22 protein-coding genes and 1 pseudogene are annotated in these 18,980 nt (G+C 73.4%); 10 read left to right on the forward strand and 13 right to left on the reverse strand.

The window, feature by feature from the left end:
- Positions 1 to 32: 32 nt before the first annotated feature.
- On the forward strand, positions 33 to 512 hold the full coding sequence (locus VKA29_RS03340) for a DUF1772 domain-containing protein (protein WP_324783624.1): 480 nt from the start codon (positions 33 to 35) through the stop codon (positions 510 to 512).
- A gap of 163 nt (positions 513 to 675) precedes the next feature.
- Entirely contained in the window at positions 676 to 2,163 is a 1,488-nt protein-coding gene (locus tag VKA29_RS03345) for a glutamate synthase subunit beta (protein ID WP_324783625.1), read from the forward strand.
- A gap of 262 nt (positions 2,164 to 2,425) precedes the next feature.
- On the opposite strand, the gene VKA29_RS03350 is transcribed toward VKA29_RS03345, so the two are convergent.
- From VKA29_RS03350 to VKA29_RS03360, 3 genes are all read right to left on the reverse strand, one after another.
- Positions 2,426 to 3,235: an SAM-dependent methyltransferase gene (locus VKA29_RS03350; protein ID WP_324783626.1), complete on the reverse strand. Its 810-nt coding sequence runs from the start codon at positions 3,233 to 3,235 to the stop codon at positions 2,426 to 2,428.
- Positions 3,236 to 3,334: 99 nt separating this feature from the next.
- On the reverse strand, positions 3,335 to 3,589 hold the full coding sequence (locus VKA29_RS03355) for a DUF397 domain-containing protein (RefSeq protein WP_324783627.1): 255 nt from the start codon (positions 3,587 to 3,589) through the stop codon (positions 3,335 to 3,337).
- Positions 3,590 to 4,450 (reverse strand): helix-turn-helix transcriptional regulator, encoded by an 861-nt coding sequence (locus VKA29_RS03360; protein WP_324783628.1) that lies wholly within the window; start codon positions 4,448 to 4,450, stop codon positions 3,590 to 3,592. It lies immediately after the preceding gene.
- 201 nt (positions 4,451 to 4,651) lie between these two features.
- Here VKA29_RS03360 and VKA29_RS03365 point away from each other — a divergent pair, with 201 nt between their 5' ends.
- From VKA29_RS03365 to VKA29_RS36895, 3 genes and pseudogenes are all read left to right on the forward strand, one after another.
- The gene (locus VKA29_RS03365; RefSeq protein WP_324783629.1) at positions 4,652 to 5,275 is read left to right on the forward strand and encodes an ATP-binding protein; all 624 of its coding nucleotides are present in this window, start codon (positions 4,652 to 4,654) and stop codon (positions 5,273 to 5,275) included.
- Entirely contained in the window at positions 5,266 to 5,706 is a 441-nt protein-coding gene (locus VKA29_RS03370; RefSeq protein WP_324783630.1) for a hypothetical protein, read from the forward strand. The genes VKA29_RS03365 and VKA29_RS03370 overlap by 10 nt, the downstream gene beginning before the upstream one ends.
- 55 nt (positions 5,707 to 5,761) lie before the next feature.
- Positions 5,762 to 5,908, forward strand: a pseudogene (locus tag VKA29_RS36895) (VOC family protein); the annotation flags it as partial.
- 124 nt (positions 5,909 to 6,032) lie between these two features.
- Here the strand turns inward: VKA29_RS36895 and VKA29_RS03380 are convergent.
- The 3 genes from VKA29_RS03380 to VKA29_RS03390 all read right to left on the reverse strand — a co-directional run bounded on the left by VKA29_RS03380 (position 6,033) and on the right by VKA29_RS03390 (position 9,392).
- A complete protein-coding gene (locus VKA29_RS03380; RefSeq protein ID WP_324783632.1) occupies positions 6,033 to 6,218 on the reverse strand; it encodes a hypothetical protein in 186 nt (61 codons plus the stop codon).
- Positions 6,219 to 6,437: 219 nt separating this feature from the next.
- Positions 6,438 to 8,312, reverse strand: coding sequence for an FUSC family protein (locus tag VKA29_RS03385; RefSeq protein WP_324783633.1), 1,875 nt, complete (start codon positions 8,310 to 8,312; stop codon positions 6,438 to 6,440).
- Between the two features lie 288 nt (positions 8,313 to 8,600).
- The gene (locus VKA29_RS03390; RefSeq protein ID WP_324783634.1) at positions 8,601 to 9,392 is read right to left on the reverse strand and encodes a nucleotidyltransferase domain-containing protein; all 792 of its coding nucleotides are present in this window, start codon (positions 9,390 to 9,392) and stop codon (positions 8,601 to 8,603) included.
- Positions 9,393 to 9,626: 234 nt separating this feature from the next.
- Between VKA29_RS03390 and VKA29_RS03395 the strand changes: the two genes are divergently transcribed.
- Entirely contained in the window at positions 9,627 to 10,226 is a 600-nt protein-coding gene (locus tag VKA29_RS03395) for a gamma carbonic anhydrase family protein (protein ID WP_324783635.1), read from the forward strand.
- A 71-nt stretch (positions 10,227 to 10,297) separates the two neighbouring features.
- Positions 10,298 to 10,762 (forward strand): GNAT family N-acetyltransferase, encoded by a 465-nt coding sequence (locus tag VKA29_RS03400; RefSeq protein ID WP_324783636.1) that lies wholly within the window; start codon positions 10,298 to 10,300, stop codon positions 10,760 to 10,762.
- 21 nt (positions 10,763 to 10,783) lie between these two features.
- Here the strand turns inward: VKA29_RS03400 and VKA29_RS03405 are convergent, their stop codons facing one another.
- The 3 genes from VKA29_RS03405 to VKA29_RS03415 form a co-directional block, all read right to left on the reverse strand.
- Positions 10,784 to 11,818, reverse strand: coding sequence for an MBL fold metallo-hydrolase (locus VKA29_RS03405; RefSeq protein WP_324783637.1), 1,035 nt, complete (start codon positions 11,816 to 11,818; stop codon positions 10,784 to 10,786).
- An 82-nt stretch (positions 11,819 to 11,900) separates the two neighbouring features.
- Positions 11,901 to 12,596 carry a uracil-DNA glycosylase gene (locus VKA29_RS03410; RefSeq protein WP_324783638.1) on the reverse strand — a complete coding sequence of 232 codons (696 nt, stop codon included), beginning with the start codon at positions 12,594 to 12,596 and terminating at the stop codon, positions 11,901 to 11,903.
- Positions 12,574 to 13,458, reverse strand: a complete 885-nt coding sequence (locus VKA29_RS03415) for a helix-turn-helix transcriptional regulator (RefSeq protein WP_324783639.1) — start codon at positions 13,456 to 13,458, stop codon at positions 12,574 to 12,576. The genes VKA29_RS03410 and VKA29_RS03415 overlap by 23 nt, the downstream gene beginning before the upstream one ends.
- Before the next feature lie 186 nt (positions 13,459 to 13,644).
- On the opposite strand from VKA29_RS03415, the gene VKA29_RS03420 reads away from it, so the two are divergent.
- Positions 13,645 to 15,102 (forward strand): MFS transporter, encoded by a 1,458-nt coding sequence (locus VKA29_RS03420; RefSeq protein WP_324783640.1) that lies wholly within the window; start codon positions 13,645 to 13,647, stop codon positions 15,100 to 15,102.
- A 79-nt stretch (positions 15,103 to 15,181) separates the two neighbouring features.
- Entirely contained in the window at positions 15,182 to 15,772 is a 591-nt protein-coding gene (locus tag VKA29_RS03425) for an RNA-binding S4 domain-containing protein (RefSeq protein ID WP_324783872.1), read from the forward strand.
- A 20-nt stretch (positions 15,773 to 15,792) separates the two neighbouring features.
- Here the strand turns inward: VKA29_RS03425 and VKA29_RS03430 are convergent, their stop codons facing one another.
- Positions 15,793 to 16,254, reverse strand: a complete 462-nt coding sequence (locus VKA29_RS03430; RefSeq protein ID WP_324783641.1) for a DoxX family protein — start codon at positions 16,252 to 16,254, stop codon at positions 15,793 to 15,795.
- Between the two features lie 217 nt (positions 16,255 to 16,471).
- Between VKA29_RS03430 and VKA29_RS03435 the strand changes: the two genes are divergently transcribed.
- The gene (locus VKA29_RS03435) at positions 16,472 to 16,738 is read left to right on the forward strand and encodes a DUF6343 family protein (protein WP_324783642.1); all 267 of its coding nucleotides are present in this window, start codon (positions 16,472 to 16,474) and stop codon (positions 16,736 to 16,738) included.
- 22 nt (positions 16,739 to 16,760) lie between these two features.
- On the opposite strand, the gene VKA29_RS03440 is transcribed toward VKA29_RS03435, so the two are convergent.
- From VKA29_RS03440 to VKA29_RS03450, 3 genes are read right to left on the reverse strand one after another with little or no spacing between them, the layout of a single operon-like run.
- The gene (locus VKA29_RS03440; RefSeq protein ID WP_324783643.1) at positions 16,761 to 17,144 is read right to left on the reverse strand and encodes a tetratricopeptide repeat protein; all 384 of its coding nucleotides are present in this window, start codon (positions 17,142 to 17,144) and stop codon (positions 16,761 to 16,763) included.
- Positions 17,145 to 17,193: 49 nt separating this feature from the next.
- The gene (gene coaE / locus VKA29_RS03445) at positions 17,194 to 17,811 is read right to left on the reverse strand and encodes a dephospho-CoA kinase (protein ID WP_324783644.1); all 618 of its coding nucleotides are present in this window, start codon (positions 17,809 to 17,811) and stop codon (positions 17,194 to 17,196) included.
- A 46-nt stretch (positions 17,812 to 17,857) separates the two neighbouring features.
- A complete protein-coding gene (locus VKA29_RS03450) occupies positions 17,858 to 18,796 on the reverse strand; it encodes a PAC2 family protein (protein WP_324783645.1) in 939 nt (312 codons plus the stop codon).
- Positions 18,797 to 18,980: the final 184 nt, after the last annotated feature.

The following is an 18,980-nucleotide window of genomic DNA, read 5'->3' on the forward strand; positions in this document are numbered from 1 at the left end:
GAAGTCCCGGCAGGACAGGGGAGTTGACGCTGATGATCGATGGTCCGTATTACCTGCTGACGGTGTTGGGGGTGCTCGGGAGCGCTCTGGTGGCCGGGGTCTTCTGCGCCTTCTCGACCTTCGTGATGCGTGGTCTCGCCGCGCTGCCGCCGGCGCAGGGCGTCGCCGCGATGAACGCGATCAACGTGACGGCGGTGACACCGGCGTTCATGGTCGTGTTCGTCGGATCGGCGGTGCTGTGCTCGGTGATCGCCGTGGTGACGTTCGTGCTGTGGCCGGACGACGGGACGGTGGAGCTGCTGGTGGGCAGCGCGCTGTTTCTGCTCGGCTCGTTCGGGGTGACCATGGTCGCGAACGTGCCCCGCAACGACACACTGCTCGGGCTGGACCCGGAGACGCCGGAGGCCGCCGCGTACTGGCCGTCGTACGTACGCGAGTGGACGAGGTGGAACCACGTGCGGATGATCGCCTCGGCCGGCACGGCGGTGGCCTACGTGCTGGCGCTCACCTGAATCCTTGTCCGGCCGCCGCCGGTCCCCGCCGGACCCCGGCAGGAGCGTCTCGGAGAGTACCGTCACGCCCTCTGCGCGCCCGGCCGAGGGGTCGTATCGTGGCCGCAGAGAGCGCCGCCCGATGACGCACGCCCTGTCGTACGCGGACGCAAGGAAGACGGCCATGGCCGACCCCAAGGGTTTCCTCACCACGCCTCGCCGGGACTGGCCCCGCCGGCCCGTCGCGGAGCGGGTCCGGGACTGGAACGAGGTCTACGTCCCCGGTGCTCTGCTGCCCATCATCAACCGGCAGGCGGACCGCTGCATGGACTGCGGGGTGCCGTTCTGCCACGACGCCTGCCCGCTCGGCAACCTGATCCCCGAGTGGAACGACCTGGTCAGCCGCGACGACTGGCGCGCGGCCACGGAACGGCTGCACGCCACCAACAACTTCCCCGAGTTCACCGGCCGGTTGTGTCCCGCACCGTGCGAGGCGGGATGCGTGCTCGCGATCAACCAGCCCGCGGTCACCATCAAGAACGTCGAGTGCGCCATCGCCGACCGGGCCTGGGCGGACGGACTCGCTCCGCCGAGCCCGCCGGAGCGGCTGTCGGGGCGGACGGTGGCGGTGATCGGATCGGGGCCCACCGGGCTGGCCGCGGCGCAGCAGCTGACCCGTGCGGGGCACACGGTCGCGGTGTACGAGAAGGACGACCGGCTCGGCGGGCTGATGCGGTACGGCATACCGGCCTTCAAGATGGAGAAGCACCGTGTGGACCGGCGCATCGAGCAGATGCGGGCCGAGGGGACCGGATTCCGCACGTCCACGGCGGTCGGGCGGGACGTGGCGGCCGCGGAACTGCGCGCTCGGTACGACGCGGTCGTGATCGCCACCGGGGCGACGGCGTGGCGTGAACTCCCCGTGCCGGGACGGGAGCTGGCCGGCGTCCACCAGGCGATGCAGTACCTGCCCTTGGCCAACCGGGTGTGCGAGGGGGATCTGGAGGTCTCCCCGATGTCGGCCGCCGGGAAGCACGTCGTCATCGTCGGCGGCGGCGACACGGGGGCGGACTGTCTGGGGACGGCGGTACGCGAGGGCGCCGCGTCGGTCACTCAGTTGGACATCTACGTCCAGCCGGGGACCGAGCGCGACGAGGACACCGAGCCGTGGCCGACGTACCCGAAGGTGTACCGGCTGTCGCCCGCGCACGAGGAGGCCCGTGATCTTCGCACGGCGCCCGCGGCGGACGCGGACGCGCGGCTGTTCGCGGCGTCCACGCTGCGGTTCACCGGGGACGCGGGCGGGCACGTCCGGTCGCTGCACCTGGTCGAGGTGGACGCGACGCGACGCCCGCTGCCGGGCACCGGGCGTTCCCTTCCCGCCGATCTCGTGCTGCTGGCCCTCGGTTTCTCCGGGCCCGACCGGGGTGACGGGCTCATCGACCAGTTGGGGCTCGCGACGGAGCCGCGCGGGACGATCGCGCGGGACGCCGGGTTCGCGACGAACCGGCCGGGGGTGTTCGCGGCCGGGGACGCGGCGCGCGGGCAGTCGCTGATCGTCTGGGCGATCGCGGAGGGACGGGCGGTGGCGGCGGCCGTCGACCGGTATCTCACGGGCGGTTCGCGGCTGCCGGCGCCGATCTCCCCGTACGACCGGCCGATGACCGTGTGACGCCCGCGCGACGGCCGCACGGACGGGCGTGCTCCCGCCCGCTGGTGAGGCGCCCCGCGCCCGCGTCGGCTCCGCCGCGCCGCGTGTCGGGTCCCCCGCGCCGCGCGTCGGGTCCCCCGCGCCGCGTGTCGGGTCCTGGGCCCGCGTTCGCGGCGCGGGCCCGGGAGCCCTCCGGCCAGGCAAGGCCCGCTGCCGAGAGCGGCGGCCGGGCCGGAGCCCGCTGCCGAGAACCGCGGCCGAGGCCGGCCGCCGACAACCGCGGCTAAGGCTTGCGGGCCACCGCCCCGTACCCGGGGATCACCCCGTCGTCCTGGCCGGGGACCGGGTCGCCCAGTTCGGGGTGCCAGTTCTGGGGCACCTCGACGCCGGGCTCGACGAGTTCCAGGCCGTCGAAGAAGCGGGTGAACTCCTCGCGGGAGCGCAGCGCCAGGGTGACGCCGGCCGCCTTCAGCTTCTCGGTGGCCGCCTTGGACTCCTCGGGGGTGAAGTCGGCCGTGGCGTGACTGACGACCAGGTAGCTGCCGGAGGGGAGTTCGGACAGCAGTCGGCCGACCAGTTCGTAGGCGCCGTCCTCGTCGGGGACGAAGTGCAGCAGCGCGATGAGCGAGAGGGCGACCGGCCGGGTGAGGTCGAGGATCTTCCGCGCGCCGTCCAGGATGGCGTCCGGGTCGCGTGCGTCGGCCTGGAGGTACTCCGTCACGCCCTCGTCCGTGCCGCGCAGCAGGGCTGCGGCGTGGGCGAGGACGATCGGGTCGTTGTCGCAGTAGACGACGCGCGCGTCGGGGGCGGTCTCCTGGGCGATCTGGTGGAGGTTCGGCTCGGTCGGGATGCCGGTGCCGATGTCCAGGAACTGCCGTACCCCGCTCCGGGCGAGCCAGCGCGTGGCCCGGTGCATGAACGCCCGGTTGACCCGCGCCATCACCGGCACGCGCGGGTCGAGGGCGAGCATCTGGCGGCCCATGGCCTCGTCGACGGGGTAGTTGTCCTTTCCGCCGAGATACCAGTCGTACATCCGCGCGGGATGGGGTCTGCTCGTGTCGATCCGGACGAAAGGCTGCTGCTGCCCGGTCATGAGGAACTCCGTTGAGTTATGCCGCAATTGACGTGATTAATGATCAACTCAGTGCCGGTGGGAGGGGGGTCGATGAACACAATCGGCTGAAAACATGGCTCAGGACAGCAGGAAGTCGGCCTCACCCGCCTTGGCGCCCTCGATGAAAGCGGTCATCTCGTCGGTGGTGTAGATCAGCGCGGGCCCGTCCGGGTCGGTCGACTGGCGGACGGCGATCCGGCCGTCGGCGAGCTTCATCGCCTCCAGGCAGTTGCCGCCGTTGCCGCCGCTCCACGGCTTGTGCCAGCCCTCGCTGCCCAGCTCCCGTGCGGGCATGCCGTTGTAGACGTGTTTGCGTGGCTTGATGCGTTCCATTCACAGCTCCTTGCGGATCTCCCGGAGGATCTCCTTCGTGCGATGTGCCGTAGCGGCCTGCGCCGCCATGCGGTCCATGACCTCGAGGTGGGTCGCCACCTCGGCGCGCGCGTCGAGGTAGACGGCGCCGGTCAGGTACTCGCTGTAGACCATGTCCGGCAGTTCTGACATGGCAAATCGGAACAGCACGAAGGGCCCGAACGTGCCGGGATGCGGCCCGTTCGCAAACGGCGCGACCTGCAGTGTCACGTTGGGCAGCTTCGTGGCCTCGAGCAGTCTGTCGATCTGAGCACGCATCACCTCCGGGCCGCCGGCGGGGCGGCGCAGTGCGGTCTCATCGAACACGGCCCAGAAGTGGGGCGCGTCCTGACGGGTGAGCAGTTCCTGTCGCTGTATGCGCAGCGCGACGTGGCGTTCGATGTCCTCGGGCTGGGTCTGCCCGACGGCACCCGAGAGCATGACGGCGCGGGCGTAGTCCTCGGTCTGCAGCAGGCCGGGGACGAAGTGCGGGTCGTAGGAGCGGATGAGGCTCGCCGCGCCCTCCAGGCTGACGTACATCGAGAACCAGCCGGGCAGGATGTCGTGGAAACGTTGCCACCAGCCGGGCTTGTTGGCCTCCTCGGCGAGCTGGACGAAGGCCTCGGCCTCCTCGTCGGAGACGCCGTAGGACTTCAGCAGCAGCTGGAGGTACGGGATCTTGAGACCGACCTCGGCCATCTCCATGCGGCGGACGGTGGCCGGCGCGACACGCAGGACACGGGCGGCCTCCTCACGCTTGAGCCCGGCACGTTCCCGCAGGTCCAGCAGACGGCGACCGAGGACGACCTGACCGACCGTCGGCGCGGACCGCGGCTCGCTCACGCTCCACCTCCACCAATGCGTCCTGACAGCCCGACGGCGCCATTCGAAGACCCGTTCGAAGATCTGTGCGGATCCCCGTTGATCCCAACTGGCGCCGTTCGAGGTGCTGTTCCGAGCAGTGTGCCATGACCGTCCACAACGTCACACCGCACTCTGCATTTTTCATAGTGACTCTTGCCAAGTGTCCACGCCGGGGAGATAGTGGCAAGCGTGATTCCGTCCGCGCCCTTAGGAACAGACGCTGCCGCAGACCGCCCGGGCGGTTTCGGCGCCACCACGGGGGTGACCCCTGAGCGGGCCGCCGCCGAGCGCCGGTTCCGCTTCGAGCTGGCCGCACATCCGGGCTCTCCCGCGCAGGCCAGACGCCTGGCCAGGGCCTGGCTGAACGGCTGGTCGGTGTGCGAGGACGTCTGCGACACGGCGGCCCTGGTGATCTCCGAGCTGGTCACCAACGCCGTCGTGCACACCGCGAGCAGGCACATAGTCTGCGAGCTGCTCGACGGCGACGACCTGGTGCGCATAGCCGTGCGCGACCAGGGGTGCACGCCCCATGAACCCCATCCGGCACGGGCGCGGCCCGAGGAGGAGCACGGGAGGGGACTGCTCCTCATCGACTCGCTCTGTCGCGCCTGGGGTGCCCAGGAGCACGGCCCGGGGTTGCTGGTCTGGGCGGAACTGCCGCGCAAGGCCGACGGACCCCGGCACGACTGCGGGCCGTGCAACGACCTGGGCTGGGGAGCCCGGCCCAAGCCCGGTCCGGCCGACGGGCCGGACGGCGAGGACGAAGCGGAATCGCGGTACGAGACGGGGGGCGCATGGGCGTGAGGGCTGCGTCCGGCGGCCAGGTGCTGAGCCTGGACACGCTGGTCCGCCTGCAGCGCGGGCTGCACTCGCCGGGCACGCCCCGGCGGCTGCCCGTGCCGGAGGGCATGACGGCTCCGCTGGGCTGCGACGCGGTGTCGGTGCCCGCCCGCCTCGGCCCCCTGGTACTGCCCCGGCTGCCCCGGGTGGGGTGCGTCTACGCCGACGAGACGCACTGGTGGTGGATCGTGCCCTCCGACTCGGACTACGCGCTGGAGTGGCCCGCGCCGGCCCAGTACGCCGCCGGGGCGGTCGTTCCGGACGCCCCGGCGGTCCCCGGCCTCATCCACAAGCCGGACGGCACGCTGCCGTACACCCCGCCGATCCCGCTGTACCTGGCGCTGTGCCGGGTGACGGGCACGACCCCGACATGGTCCCGTTCGGTGACCGCCTAGGTGTGCCGTCCCGGCAGGTTGCTGACCGAGCGGAGCTCCGGACGGGATCTCGTGCATGGGTCCGGTGGTGCAGAACGTGGCGGTCGACTGTGCGGATGCCTATGCGCCGGCTCGGTTCTGGAGCGAGGCACTCGGCCGTCCGCTGCATCCGGAGGGCAATGAATTCTGCGTTCCGCGCAGCGCGGCCGAGCGCGCAGCCATGTCGGAGTGGCTGATCCTGGGTCGGTACCGCTGGGGGACCCTGCGATTCCGGTACTCGCGGACCGAGTCCGCGACCGGCAGGAGCGGTTCGCGGCCGGGTGCCCGCCCGGAGGCGGGCCGACCCCTCAGGCCGTCGCGTCGGCGGCCTCGCCGGTGCGGACGATCACCAGGAACGTGTCGGTCGCGAGGTCCATGACAACCTCGGCGGGCAGACCTTCCTGACGCCGCGCGTGCGCGAACTCCTCCGCGGGCCACGATCCTCGCGGCCCGCCCGCGGGAAAGCGTTCGAGCACTGTTCGCCCGTTCACCACCCTGCACCTCCAGTAAAGCGTCGTAGCTTGCATGAGTTAACGCCCTGGACAGCCGGAAAGCCCCGCCCGGTTGCCGGACTGAGACGTACTTGACACTTGTTCCGCGCGGAACGTGAGGGCTTGATCACTCTACGACGATCAATATCACTTTCTGTTCTGATCCCCCACTCAGGGTGATCCTTCGTGGTTCCGTGACGCACGGCGCCTGCGAAGGTGTGGCTAGGACCGCCCTGTGCCCGCTGGGAGGCCGGCGACGGGCAGCTCGGGCAGTGACAGGCCCGCCGGTCCGTGCCCCTGCCCGCACTCGTCGACCAGTTCGGCGAGCTGCCGCGCGTGACGGGGCGAGAGACGGCCCGAGTCGTCGAGGTGGACGGCGCAGGCGGTGGTCGTGTCCACGAGCCGTTCCAGGGTGGCGACGGTCCGGTCCGCGCCCGCCGAGTGCCGGGCGAGAGGGGGCAGTTCCGCCGCGGCGAGGGCGATGGCGGCACGGGCCTCGGCGAGCGTGCGGTAGGCCTCGCGGCGGAGCGTCCAGCGCTCCGCGCGGTCGGCGGACTCGCCGAGCACCTGGGTGAGGTAGGCCTGCGCGGCCGCGCTCGCCGCAGCCAGGCGGGCCCGTACCGCTCCGCCCCGCTGCCCCGGCATCGGCAGGTGCCCGACGACGAGCACGATCGCGCACGCCAGCAGGGTCTCCCCGATCCGGCTGACGGCGGCCTGCGGCTCGCCGGCGACCATCACCAGGGCCAGGACGAGGACGGTGACGACGGCGGTCTGCGCGGCGAAGTGACGCGTGGCGACGGGAATGAGCGCCCCGCTGACGGCGACCAGCGCGATGAGCCCTTCCGGCCGTGGCAGCACGGCGGCGAACCCGGCGAAGACGACGGCACCCAGCACGGTCCCGGCCGCCCGGCACAGCACTCTCGACACGAGCGGTCCGAGGTCGGGCTTGACGAGGAAGACGGCGGTGGCGGGCAGCCAGTACCAGTGCTGGTGCTGCCCGTGCCAGCGGGCGTGGTGCAGCGCCTGGGCGACGGCGGCGGCGGCCCCGAAGCACAGGGCGACACGCAGGCCGTACTCCCGGCCGCCGGCGCCGTGGGCCACGCGCAGGAGTTCCCCGGCGGTGCGCCGCCGGGTGTGCAGGTCGCTCGGCCGGCCCCGGTCGAAGGCGTCGGCGGCGTGCAGCAGGGCGTCGTCGAGGGCGCGCAGGGCGGGCGCGGACCGGTGGGGCGCGGGCAGCGGCCCGGTGGGGGTGCTGCCGCGTACGGCGGCGGCCAGCCTCCGGGGTCCTTCGGACGCCCGCCCGGCGACGGCGTCCCCGGCCCACGTGAGCGCGGTCGCCGCCTCGGCGAGCGGCAGCGCCGCGGCGTACTGCGCGTGCAGCCGCCGCTCGGCGGAGGAGGACGCGTACCGGCGCAGCCGGGGCCCGGCGAGCGCGTCCTGCGCGTGATCGAGGGCGGCGGTGAGCGCGGCGCGCCGGACGAGGGCGTCGTCACCGCCGACGGCGTCGACCAGATCGGCGACGGCGTCGTACACGGCGGCCACGGCGGCCCGCTCGCCGTCGAACCGGAAGTCGCCCGCGAGCGAGCCGGGCGTGGGCAGGAGCAGCCGCAGGCCGAGCAGCCACCCGGCGCCGGCGAGGAAGGCCAGCGCCCTGGCCGGTCCGCTGTCGGGCAGCGGCATCCCGGCTCCGACGGCGGAGGCGACGAGCAGTTGGGTACCGGCTCCGGAGGCGACGGGACCCACGGCGCTCATCCCGCCGGCCGACAGCCCGAGACCGGCGAGCAGGAAGGTCAGCGCCGCGGCGCCGACGTGGTCCCCGGCATACGTCCCGACGAGCAGCCCGCCCGCCCCGGCGAGCGCCGGCCCTCCGATCCTGTGCACGGCCGCCCGGCGGCTGCCCGGCCGGTCGTTGATCCCGGCGAGCATGGCGGCGATCGCGGCGACGACACCGAGCGAGGTACGGCCGAGCAGCACGGCGCCGGCGAGGAGGGGCCCGGCGGACAGGGCGCCCCGGGTGACCGCGTTCCAGGGGACGGGGCCGCGCTGGGCACGGAGGGCGTGGGCGAGCCAGGGCGGAACGGCGACGGGGCGCGACACGGGGCTCCTGTCCGGACGAGGGCGGGGGTGTGCCTTCGGGCGACGGTGGCCGGGCGGAAGAGGTGTGGTGCCCACGATAGATCGGGTACGCGGGGTACACGGAACGCGGGCATTTCGGCGGTGTGACGTTTTCCCGCGGGCCCGCGGCAGCCCCGTAAAGCCCCGCAAAGCCCCGCAAAGCCCCGCAACAGCAGCGGTTCCACAGGCGGCTCTGCGAACCGGCCCTATAGCCCTACGGCCCTATTGCCCTACGGCTCTACCGCTCTACCGCCCTACGGCTCTACCGCCCTACGGCCTGCGGGATTCGGTCACAGCCCGGTCCAGGACCGCCTCGGCCTCGGTGACCGACCGCAGGAGTGCGTCCTGTCGCGGCGTCAGGTGCGTCACGAGCGCGTCGACCTCGCCCAGGCCCGCCCGTTCCAGCAGACCCTTCTCGTTGGTGACCCACTCCCCCCGCGCGGCGAGGACCGCGTGCGCCGTCTGGACCGCGGCCAGGGCGACAGCGCCCGCGACCTGGGTGACGGCTCCCCTGGGGACGTGAGCGGCCTTCGCATGGTCCAGCCCCGCACGGGCCATGCCGTACCAGTGCTCGGGGGCGGTCCGGCGCAGGGCCGGCGGGTACGCGGCGGGGCGCGGCAGTTCCCCGCGCAGCACACGGTTGACGGCCAGTTCGGCGACGACGAGGTACGTCGGGATGCCGGCGAGGTGGAACAGCAGCGGCTCCACCCGGAAACGTCCTTCCCGCGCCCGCGTCAGTTCGTCTTCCACCACGTCGAGATCGCGGTAGTGCACGTCGACGCGCCGCCCGTCGACCGTGAGCCAGGCACCGCCGTTGAAGACTCCGCCGCCCCAGGCGCCGATGTCGCAGACCTCGCCCTCCCAGCCGACGGCGCGGAGGTGGTCGGGGTCGAAGGAGCCGCGGTAGTAGACGGCCAGGTCCCAGTCGCTGTCGGGGCGGTGCGTGCCCTGGGCCCGCGAGCCGCCGAGGGCGACGGAACGGACCGCGGGGAGCGCGGCGAGGCGGTCGGCGGTCGATTCGAGGAAGGCGGAGTCGGCGAGGGAGAAAGGCGAGGACGGCATGGGTGCGGCTCCTCAAGGGGCGGGGGCGGCACGGGCGGTGCCCGGCTGCGCGGATCTGTCGGATTGGTAGCGTCCGCGGGTGCGGGGCGTCGAATGGATTTCCGTCGGCAGTCGTCGCCGGCCCGCGGGCCGCGTCGGCACACCTTCGGGTATTCGGATGCGCGCCCGGCGTCCACAGCGGACGATCGGCAGGACGTCCGCCGTCCGAACCCTCGTGAGCAGCAGGAGAGCCGTATGTTGATCGAGCACCGTGGGCAGCGCCCTGTCGTCCCCGACTCCGCCTACGTCGCCCCGACGGCCGTCCTGTGCGGCGCCGTCGTCCTCGGCGAGCGGGCGAGAGTGCTCCACGGCGCCGTGCTCAGCGCCGAGGACGGGGAGGTCCGCATCGGCTCGGACGTCGTGGTCATGGAGAACGCCCTGGTGCGCGGGCGGGCCGGGCACCCCGCCGTCATCGGCGACGCCGTGCTCGTCGGTCCGCACGCACACGTCAACGGAGCGACCATCGAGGACGAGGTCTTCGTGGCCACCGGTGCCTCGGTCTTCCCGGGGGCGGTGGCCGGCGCCGGCTGCGAGTTGCGGATCAACAGCGTGCTGCAGGTCAACTCGGTGCTGCCGCCCGGCACCGTGGTACCCATCGGATGGATCGCGGCCGGGGCGCCGACGGCCCGGCTCTTCGCTCCCGGACAGCACGACGAACTGTGGGCCGTGCAGAAGGAGCTGGACTTCCCCGGCACGGTGTACGGCGTGCCGCGCGGCACCTCCATGCGGGACCTGATGGCGCGCCAGAGCGAGTTCTACGGCGCCCACTCCGACGATCGTCCCCTCGACCACTGACCACCTTCCACTGGCAACTGGCAAGTGGCCCCTGGCAACTGGCAACTGGCATCCGTCGAAAGGATCCGCTCTTGACCTCCGTATCGTCCGCCGTCACTCTGCGCCGGGCCGTGGCCGCCGATGCCTCGGCCGCCGCGGACGTCTGGCTGCGCTCCTTCCGCGCCGCGCTGCCGACGGTCGTCCGCCCGCGGTCCGACGACGAGGTGCGCGACTACTTCCGGGAGGTGGTCGTGCCACTGCGGGAGACGTGGGTGGCGGCGGACGCCGGAGCCGGGATCGTCGGCGTGATGGTGCTCGCCGGCGACGAGTTGTCGCAGCTCTACCTCCGCCCCGACTGGCGCGGGCGGGGTCTCGGCGACCGGTTCGTCGCACTCGCCAAGGAACGCAGTCCCGGCGGGCTCGAACTGTGGACCTTCCAGGTGAACAAGCCCGCCCACCGGTTCTACGAACGCCACGGCTTCGTCGCCGTCGAGTACACGGACGGCAGCGGCAACGAGGAACGCGAGCCGGACGTGCGCTACGTCTGGCGTCCCTGAGCGCACCGCCGGCCGGACACGTCAGTCCGCGGTCGCCGCCGTCCCCTCCGCCGGGGTCGCCGGGGTCGGCACGGAGGGGCCGGGCGCTCCCTGGCCTCCCGGGCCTCGGTGGCGGTAGGCCCAGTCGGCGGCCCGCGCGGCGAGGTGGACGAGGTCCGGTTCGCCGGTGTCGCCGTCGAGGTGGCGGTACTCGACGGCGGTCAGGATCACGATCCGCTCCGGCAGGCCGAGGTGGTCGTGGTAGCCGGTGGCGATGATGTCGGCGGCGGCCTCGGCCACGGTGAGGCCGGCCGCGTGACGGGCGTGGACGAGTTCCTCGAGCCCGCGCAGGTAGGCGAGTTGGCCGCGTACGTCCTGCGGGCTCATGACCGGGCCGTGTCCGGGGACCACGGTCTCGGGGTCCAGGCCGAGGATCGTCTCGCAGGCGGCGGCGATCCCGGCGAGGGGGCCGTTCCAGTGGACGGGGTGGTCGCCCTGGAAGAGGACGTCCCCGGCGCAGACGGTGCGCTGCGCCGGCAGGTGGACGACGAGGTCGCCGGCCGAGTGCGCCGGGCCGACCTCGATCAGCTCGGCCTCGACGCCGCCCACCCGCAGCTCGTGCCGGCCGCTGAAGGTGCGGGTGGGCGGGACCGCCCGGACGTCGTCGTACCGGTAGCGGCCGAAGTGCTCGCGGGCGTACCAGCCGAGGGGTTCGTCGGCCGGTGTGCCGTGGGTGAGGAAGTGCATCTGCGCCGGTGACGGTTCACGGCAGACGTGTTCGGCGGCGGCCCGGGTGGCGATGATCTCGGCGCCGGGGAAGCAGCCGTTGCCGAAGGTGTGGTCGCCGTTGACGTGCGTGTTGACGATCGTCTCCACGGCCGCGCCGTCGGGCAGCACCCGCCCGGCCGCCGCGATCAACGCCTCGGTCATCGGCCGGTCGTAGGGGGTGTCGACCAGGGCGGCCTGCCGGCCGGAGGTGATGAGCAGGCAGTTCGCGAAGCCCCAGGTGCCGGTGTGCCCGGGGGCCCACAGGTGGAGCCCGTCGGCCAGGGGGATGAGTCCGTCAGGAAGGTTCATGCCGGTCATTGTGGTGAACGTACGCCCGCCCGGCACGGCAACTCCCGGGACAAACAGGCACGTTGTCCGCACGGCCGTCGGCTCAGCCGGTCGCCGGCAGTCCCGCCGTCCGCGCCGCCGTGCGCAGCACCTCCCGCAGCATCGCGGGGGTGAGCCTGCCGGTGAAGGTGTTGCGCTGGCTGACGTGGAAACAGCCGAAGAGGTCGAGGCCGTCGAGCGGGACGCGGGCGCCGTGGGCGAAGGCCGGCCGCGGCCGGGGCACCGCCCAGCCCGCCTCGGCGAACGCGGGCAGCGCCGCCTGCCAGCCGAAGGCGCCGAGTACGACGACCGCACGCAAGGTCGGCCGCAGCAGCCCCAGTTCCCGTACCAGCCAGGGGCGGCAGGTGTCCCGCTCGGCCGGGGTGGGCTTGTTCCCGGGCGGGGCGCAGTGCACGGGCGCCGTGACGCGGACGCCGTGCAGCGTCAGCCCGTCGTCGGCGGACACGGCGGTCGGCTGCGAGGCGAGCCCCACGTCGTACAGCGCCTGGTAGAGCACGTCACCGGAGCGGTCGCCGGTGAACATGCGGCCGGTGCGGTTGCCGCCGTGGGCGGCCGGCGCGAGGCCGATGATCAGCAGGGAGGCGTCGGCGGGTCCGAAACCGGGCACGGGCCGGGCCCAGTACGTCCAGTCGCGGAACGCCGCACGCCGGGTCCGCCCGGCCTCCTGACGCCACTCCACGAGCCGGGGACACGCGGCGCACCCGGCGACACGGGCGTCAAGCTCGGCCAGGCTGTCCATACGCCAACGGTACGTCGGTGACGCCGCCGCCGAGCAGCCGCAGTGCCGCCTCCGACGGGGAACCGGGCTCGGCGGTGTAGGCGATGAGCCGCTGCCCCGCGGTGCCGGGGACGCACAGGTTCTCGAAGGCGAGGCTCATGGCGCCGACCAGCGGGTGGCGCAGGTGCTTGACGCCCGAGGTGCAGGTGCGCACCGGGTGGCGGGCCCACAGGGACGCGAACTCGGCCGACCTCATGGACAGTTCACCGATCAGCTCGGCCAGGCCGCGGTCGCCCGGCCGGCGGCCGGCCGCCAGTCGCAGCGAGGCGACGGCGAGGCGGGCCTCCTCGTCGCGGTCCGGGTACAGGTCCCGGTAGCGCTCGTCGAGGAAGAGCATCCGCACCAGGTTGGGGCGGGCCGCCGACGCGGCGGGGGCGTCCGGCGGCAGATACCCGGCCAGCAGCGCGTGCCCCAGCCGGTTCCAGGCGAGGACGTCGCCGCGACGGTCCAGGACGAGGGCCGGTATCCCGGTCATGGCCGCGATCAGTTGCCGCGCCGACGCGCTGACGTGTTCCGCGCGGGGCGGGGCCGGCCGGGACGCCGTGCCGGGGCGGGCGAGGTCCTTCAGGTGCGCGGTCTCGTCCTCGCTGAGGCGCAGCGTCCGCGCGAGGGCGTCCAGCACGGACTCGGAGACGCCCGTCCCGCGGCCCTGTTCCAGGCGCGTGTAGTGGGTGATGCTGACGCCCGCGAGCATGGCCAGCTCCTCGCGGCGCAGGCCGGGGACGCGACGGCGGGTGGGGTGCGGGGTGATGCCGACGTCCTCGGGGCGCAGCGCGGCCCGGCGGGACTTGAGGAAGTCACCCAGCTCGGACCAGGCGTCCATCACATCCTCCGCTCGGCTCGGGGACACCTCCGCCATCATGCCCGCCCGGCCGGGCGAGCGGGACGGGCGAGGGTGGTCACGTCATGACCACCCTCGCGCCGACTGCCCGGGACAGGGTTCTGGCTGGGCGGGCGGGCGCCGACGAGCGTTGCCTCCACGACCGCGTGAGAGGAAGGACACGACGTCATGCCCGTCATCGACCGGGAGACGGCCGGGCGCGCCCCGGCCGCCCTGACCCCCCGCCTGCGGCTGGTGCTGGTGCTGCTGCTCGCGGCCCAGTTCATGCTGGCCGTGGACTTCTCCATCCTGAACGTGGCCCTGCCGGTGATCGGTGCGGGCCTGGGCTTCCCGCTGGCGCACCTGCAGTGGATCGGTACCGCGTTCGCCCTGTGCGCGGCAGGCTTCACGCTGCTGTTCGGGCGGGTGGCGGACCTGTTCGGGCGGCGCCGCCTGTTCCTCGGCGGGCTGGCTCTCCTCGCCGCCGCCTCGCTGCTGGGCGGTCTGGCGCACAGCCCGGAGACGCTGATCACGGCGAGGGTCCTGCAGGGCCTGGCGACGGCCGCGGTGACCCCCGCGGGCCTGTCGCTGCTGACGACGTCGTTCCCGGAGGGCCCGCTGCGGGAGAAGGCGCTCGGACTCAACGGGGCGCTGATGTCCGCCGGGTTCACCACGGGAGCGATCCTCGGCGGGGTGCTGACGGACCTGCTGTCCTGGCGGTGGTCGTTCTTCGTCAACGTGCCGGTCGCCCTGGCCGTGCTGGTCGTGGCGCCCGCGGTGGTGCGGGACTCCCGGCCGGCCGAGCGCCCGAAGCTGGACCTGCCCGGCGCCGTCAGCGTCACGCTCGGCCTGCTGGCGGTGGTGTTCGGTCTGAGCCGGGCCGGCGAGGAGGGCTGGGGCTCGCCCGGCGCGCTGCTGTCCCTGGCGGCGGGGGCGGTGCTGCTGCTGGTGTTCCTCGCCGTCGAGCGCCGGGTCGCCGCGCCGCTGGTGCCGTTGAGCGTGCTCGGGCGGCGCTCCGTGGCCTGGGGCAACGTCGCCGGCCTGATCGCGTTCCTGACGGAGACCTCGCTCGTCTTCCTGATGACCCTCTACCTCCAGGAGGTGCTCGGCTTCTCGGCCATGTCCGCGGGGCTGTGCTTCGGTGTGCTCGGCCTGGGCACGGTCATCGGCGGCTCGGTGGCCCCGAGGGTCATCGGACGGACCGGCAGCGGGCGGACGCTGATCGCGGGCGGTCTGCTGCAGGCCGTCGCCACGGCAGCGCTGCTCGGGCTCGGCGCCGACCGGTCGTGGCTGTGGCTGCTGCTGGCGGGTACGTTCGCCGGCGGGGTCGGCAACATGCTGGTCATCGTCGGCTTCATGGTGACCGCCACCTCCGGGCTCGCCGACCGCGAGCAGGGATTGGCGACCGGGCTGGCGACGATGACCCAGCAGATCGGCATCACCATGGGCACGCCGGTCATGAGTGCCGTCGCCACGGCCGCGATGACCGGCTCGGGCGCCGCGGCGGTGCTCGGCGGCCTGAAGGCGGCGGTCGCCCTGAACGCCGCCGTCGTGCTCCTCGGCGTCCTCACCGGTGCCGTGTTCCTGGCCGGGCCGCGGCACGGCAGGACCGGAAATCCCGCGGGGACTTCCGGCGCGGAGGACTAAGGTCGGGAACATGGCTCTGGAAGGTGACGAGGAGAGGGGCCCGCAGGCCGCGGGCCCCGGCACGGGCGACGCGCAGGCCCTGGGCGACACCCGGCCCGCGGGCGACGACGCGCAGGCCGCGGTCGACGACGCGCGGGCCGCGGGCGGCGAAGCTCGGGCCACCGGCGGCGCGCGCCCGGCGGGCGACGCTCAGGCCGCCGGCGGCGGCGCGCAGGCCGTCGACCCCAAGGTCGCCGCCGCGATCGCCGCGGCCGAGGCGGCCGGGCCGGCGCCCGGCGAGAGCGTGCGCATCGACAGCTGGATCTGGGCCGTGCGCCTGATCAAGACCCGCTCGATGGGCGCCACCGCCTGCAAGGGCGGTCACGTGCGTGTGAACGGACAGAACGTGAAGCCCTCGCACTCCGTGCGGGTCGGCGACGAGGTGCGGCTGCGGCACGACGGCCGGGAGCGGGTCGTCGTCGTCAAGCGCCTGATCCGCAAGCGCGTCGGCGCCCCCGTGGCGGTCCAGTGCTACGTCGACAACTCGCCGCCCCCGCCGCCGCGCGAGGCGATCGCGCCCGCCGGCATCCGCGACCGCGGCGCGGGCCGTCCCACCAAGCGGGACCGGCGGGAGCTGGAACGGCTGCGCGGTCTGCTGGGCGGTGGCGCGGGACGGCCGGGCGCACGGTGACGCACGGCGGGGCGGGACGCTCAGCTCCGCCCGCGCACCAGCCGCAGCAGGTCCGCGCTGGAGTTCCGCCGGGCCCAGGCGATCAGCGCCAGCGGCACCATGAGGATCAGGGGCGTCGCCGCGTTCTGCCCGTCGAAGACGGTCATCTGGACGATGAACGCGCCCACCATGAGCGCGCTCAGGGCGACCGCCGCGACCGACTGGAGCACCGGCACCAGCAGGGCGAGGGCACCGGCGAGTTCCAGGGCGCCGATGATGTACATGCCCGCGCTGCCCCAGCCGATCCTGTCGAACGACTCGACGGCCGCGGGATGGGCGATCAGCTTCGGCAGGGCGCTCGCGACGGCGTAGAAGAGGGCGAGCAGGACCTGCACCGTGCGCAGGGCGATCCGGGCACGGCGGCCGCGCGGGAACGCGGACCCGGCGACGGCGGAACGCGCGGTGACGGAAGCGGCGGTGACGGGAGCGGTGGTCTCGGACACGGGGATCTCCTGCGGAAGCGGTCGGTGATGCTGTCACAGGGTTGGACCGGCGCTCCGGCCGGAACTCATCGGTGGCGCACGCGTCGAATCCCGTCAGTTCACCGACGGCCTGCGGGGGTACCGCGGGATCGAGCGGGAGATTGCGGCCCCGTCGTCCGGACGCTTCGGGCGGGCTTCCGCTCCGAAGCGGTGCGTGCCAGGAAGGAGTGATGATCCGATGCGTACGGGCAGTGAACCCACGACCGCCCGCAGTCCCCTGCGGATGCGCTTCTGGCTGAGCCTGTGGGGGCTGGCGTGGTCGGTCTTCGGCACGGTCGCCTTCGCCCTCCTGGGGCGGGTGTGGTGGGCGGTCGCGTGCGGAGTGCTGTTCCTGCTGGTCATGGCCGACATGACCATGATCCTCCGGCACATCCGCCAGGGCCCCCACTACCAGCCGGGGCGGGACGTCCCGCCCTACCTGCCACCGGACGAACCGAGGCGGTAGACCGGTCGCACCGACGGGCCGGTCAGGACGACTCGAAGCGGGCGCGCCGCAGGTACTGCGGGTTGGGGTCCAGCGCGGCGGCCAGCCGGAAGTGCCGCCTGGCCCGGTCGGGCCGGCCCTGCCGCTCGTAGGTGCGGGCGAGCGCGAAGTGGGCGAAGGCGTTGTCCGGCTCGCGCTCCAGTACGACGGTGAACTCCAGCTCGGCCGGCCGCAGCTGGGCGGCGGCGAAGAAGGCACGCGCGCGCAGCAGCCGGGCAGCTGTGTTCTCCGGGTGGGCGGCGATGACGGAGTCGAGCAGTTTCACCGCGCCCCGCGGGTCCCGTGCGTTGAGCAGCTGCTCGGCCGCGCGGAAGTCGATGACGTGCGTCTCCGGGGTACGTCCGGTCGAACCGCTGGTGTCGGGCACGTCGGATTCCTTCCCTCGCTGGAAGGGTTCAACGCCCGGCGGTGGCCCGCTATTCCTGTTCTGTCCCTGCCGCGTGGGCCCTGCGCCGCAGCTCCTCCCAGACTTCCCGCACGCGTCGCCGCAGGTCATCGAGCGGTACGTCGTTGTCGATGACGATGTCGGCGATCTCCCGGCGCTTCTCGCGCGTCGCCTGAGCGGCCATCCGGGCGCGGGCGTCCTCCTCGGTCATGCCGCGCAGCCGGACCAGCCGGTCGAGCTGGGTCTCGGGGCTCACGTCGACGACGATCACCAGGTCGTACAGCGGGGCGAGGCCGTTCTCCGCGAGGAGGGGCACGTCGTGGACGACGACCGCGTCCCCGGCGGCGGCCGCCTCCAGTTCCCGGGAGCGGGCGCCGACCAGGGGGTGCACGATCGCGTTGAGGACGGCGAGCCGCTCCGGGTCGGCGAAGACGATCGAGCCGAGCCGGGGCCGGTCGAGGCTGCCGTCGGCGGCGAGCACCTCCTCGCCGAAGGCGTCCACGACCGCGGCGAGGCCGGGCGTGCCCGGCGCGACGACCTCGCGCGCGATGCGGTCCGCGTCGATCAGGACGGCTCCGTGTGCGACGAGGAGCCGTGACACTTCGCTCTTGCCGGCGCCGATTCCACCGGTCAGACCCACCTTCAGCATGAGCCGAGCTTAGAGACCCCGGCGCGGGCCGGGGCGTCGGGGGCCGTCAGTTGTCGCCCTCCCGTTCCGCGAGGAACCGTTCGAACTCGCGCCCGATCTCGTCGGCCGACGGGATGTCGGCGGGTTCGGCGAGCATGTTTCCCCTGCTCTCGGCGCCCGCGACGGCGTCGTACTGGTTCTCCAGGCCCGACACCAGGGCGGTGAGTTCCTCGTCGCCCTCCTGGATCTGCCGGTCGATCTCCGTCTGGGTGCGGAGCGCCTCCGTGCGCAGGGCGTGCGCGACGCCGGGCAGCACCAGTCCGGTGGCGGCGGTGATCGCCTCCAGGACGGTCAGTGCGGCGTCCGGGTACGCGGAGCGGGCGATGTAGTGCGGCACGTGCGCGGCGACGCCGAGGACGTCGTGCCCGGCCTCCATCAGGCGGTACTCGACCAGCGCCTCGGCGCTGCCGGGGACCTGGGCCTCGTCGAAGGGGCTGCGGTGGCCGGGGACGAGGTCGGTGCGGTTGCCGTGCGGTGTGACGCCGACGGGGCGGGTGTGCGGGACGCCCATCGGGATGCCGTGGAAGTTGACCGACAGGCGCACGCCGAGCCGCTCGACGATCTGCCGGACGGCCGCGGCGAAGCGCTCCCACTCGACGTCCGGCTCGGGGCCGGACAGCAGCAGGAAGGGCGCCCCGGTGGCGTCCTGGACGAGCCGCACCTCGAGGGCGGGCACGTCGTAGTCGGTCCAGCGGTCGCGCCGGAACGTCAGCAGCGGACGGCGGGCGCGGTAGTCCACGAGCCGGTCGTGGTCGAAACGGGCGACGACCTGGTGGGGCAGCGAGTCGAGGATCCGGTCGACGATCTGGTCGCCGGTCTCGCCCGCGTCGATGTATCCGTCGAAGTGGTAGAGCATGACAAGGCCGGCCGACTCCTGGGCGAGCGCCATGTCGACGACGTCCAGGCCCTTCGGCTCCCATGCGTACAAACCCTGCGGATCAAGCACAGTGACCGCTCCTCCTCGTGTTCGTACTGCACAACCACCCCCGGAACACGGGCATTCCCACCCGCGCCCCTGATCAGGCATCACCATCGGCCGGGGATGCGCGATTTCGGGGCGTGGCCGGGCAACGCCGAGGGCCCGCACCCGGAAGGATGCGGGCCCTCGGCCGAAGGACCTACAGCTCAGC

Origin of the sequence: Streptomyces sp. H51 (assembly GCF_035656535.1) — a bacterium.
GTDB lineage: Bacteria > Actinomycetota > Actinomycetes > Streptomycetales > Streptomycetaceae > Streptomyces.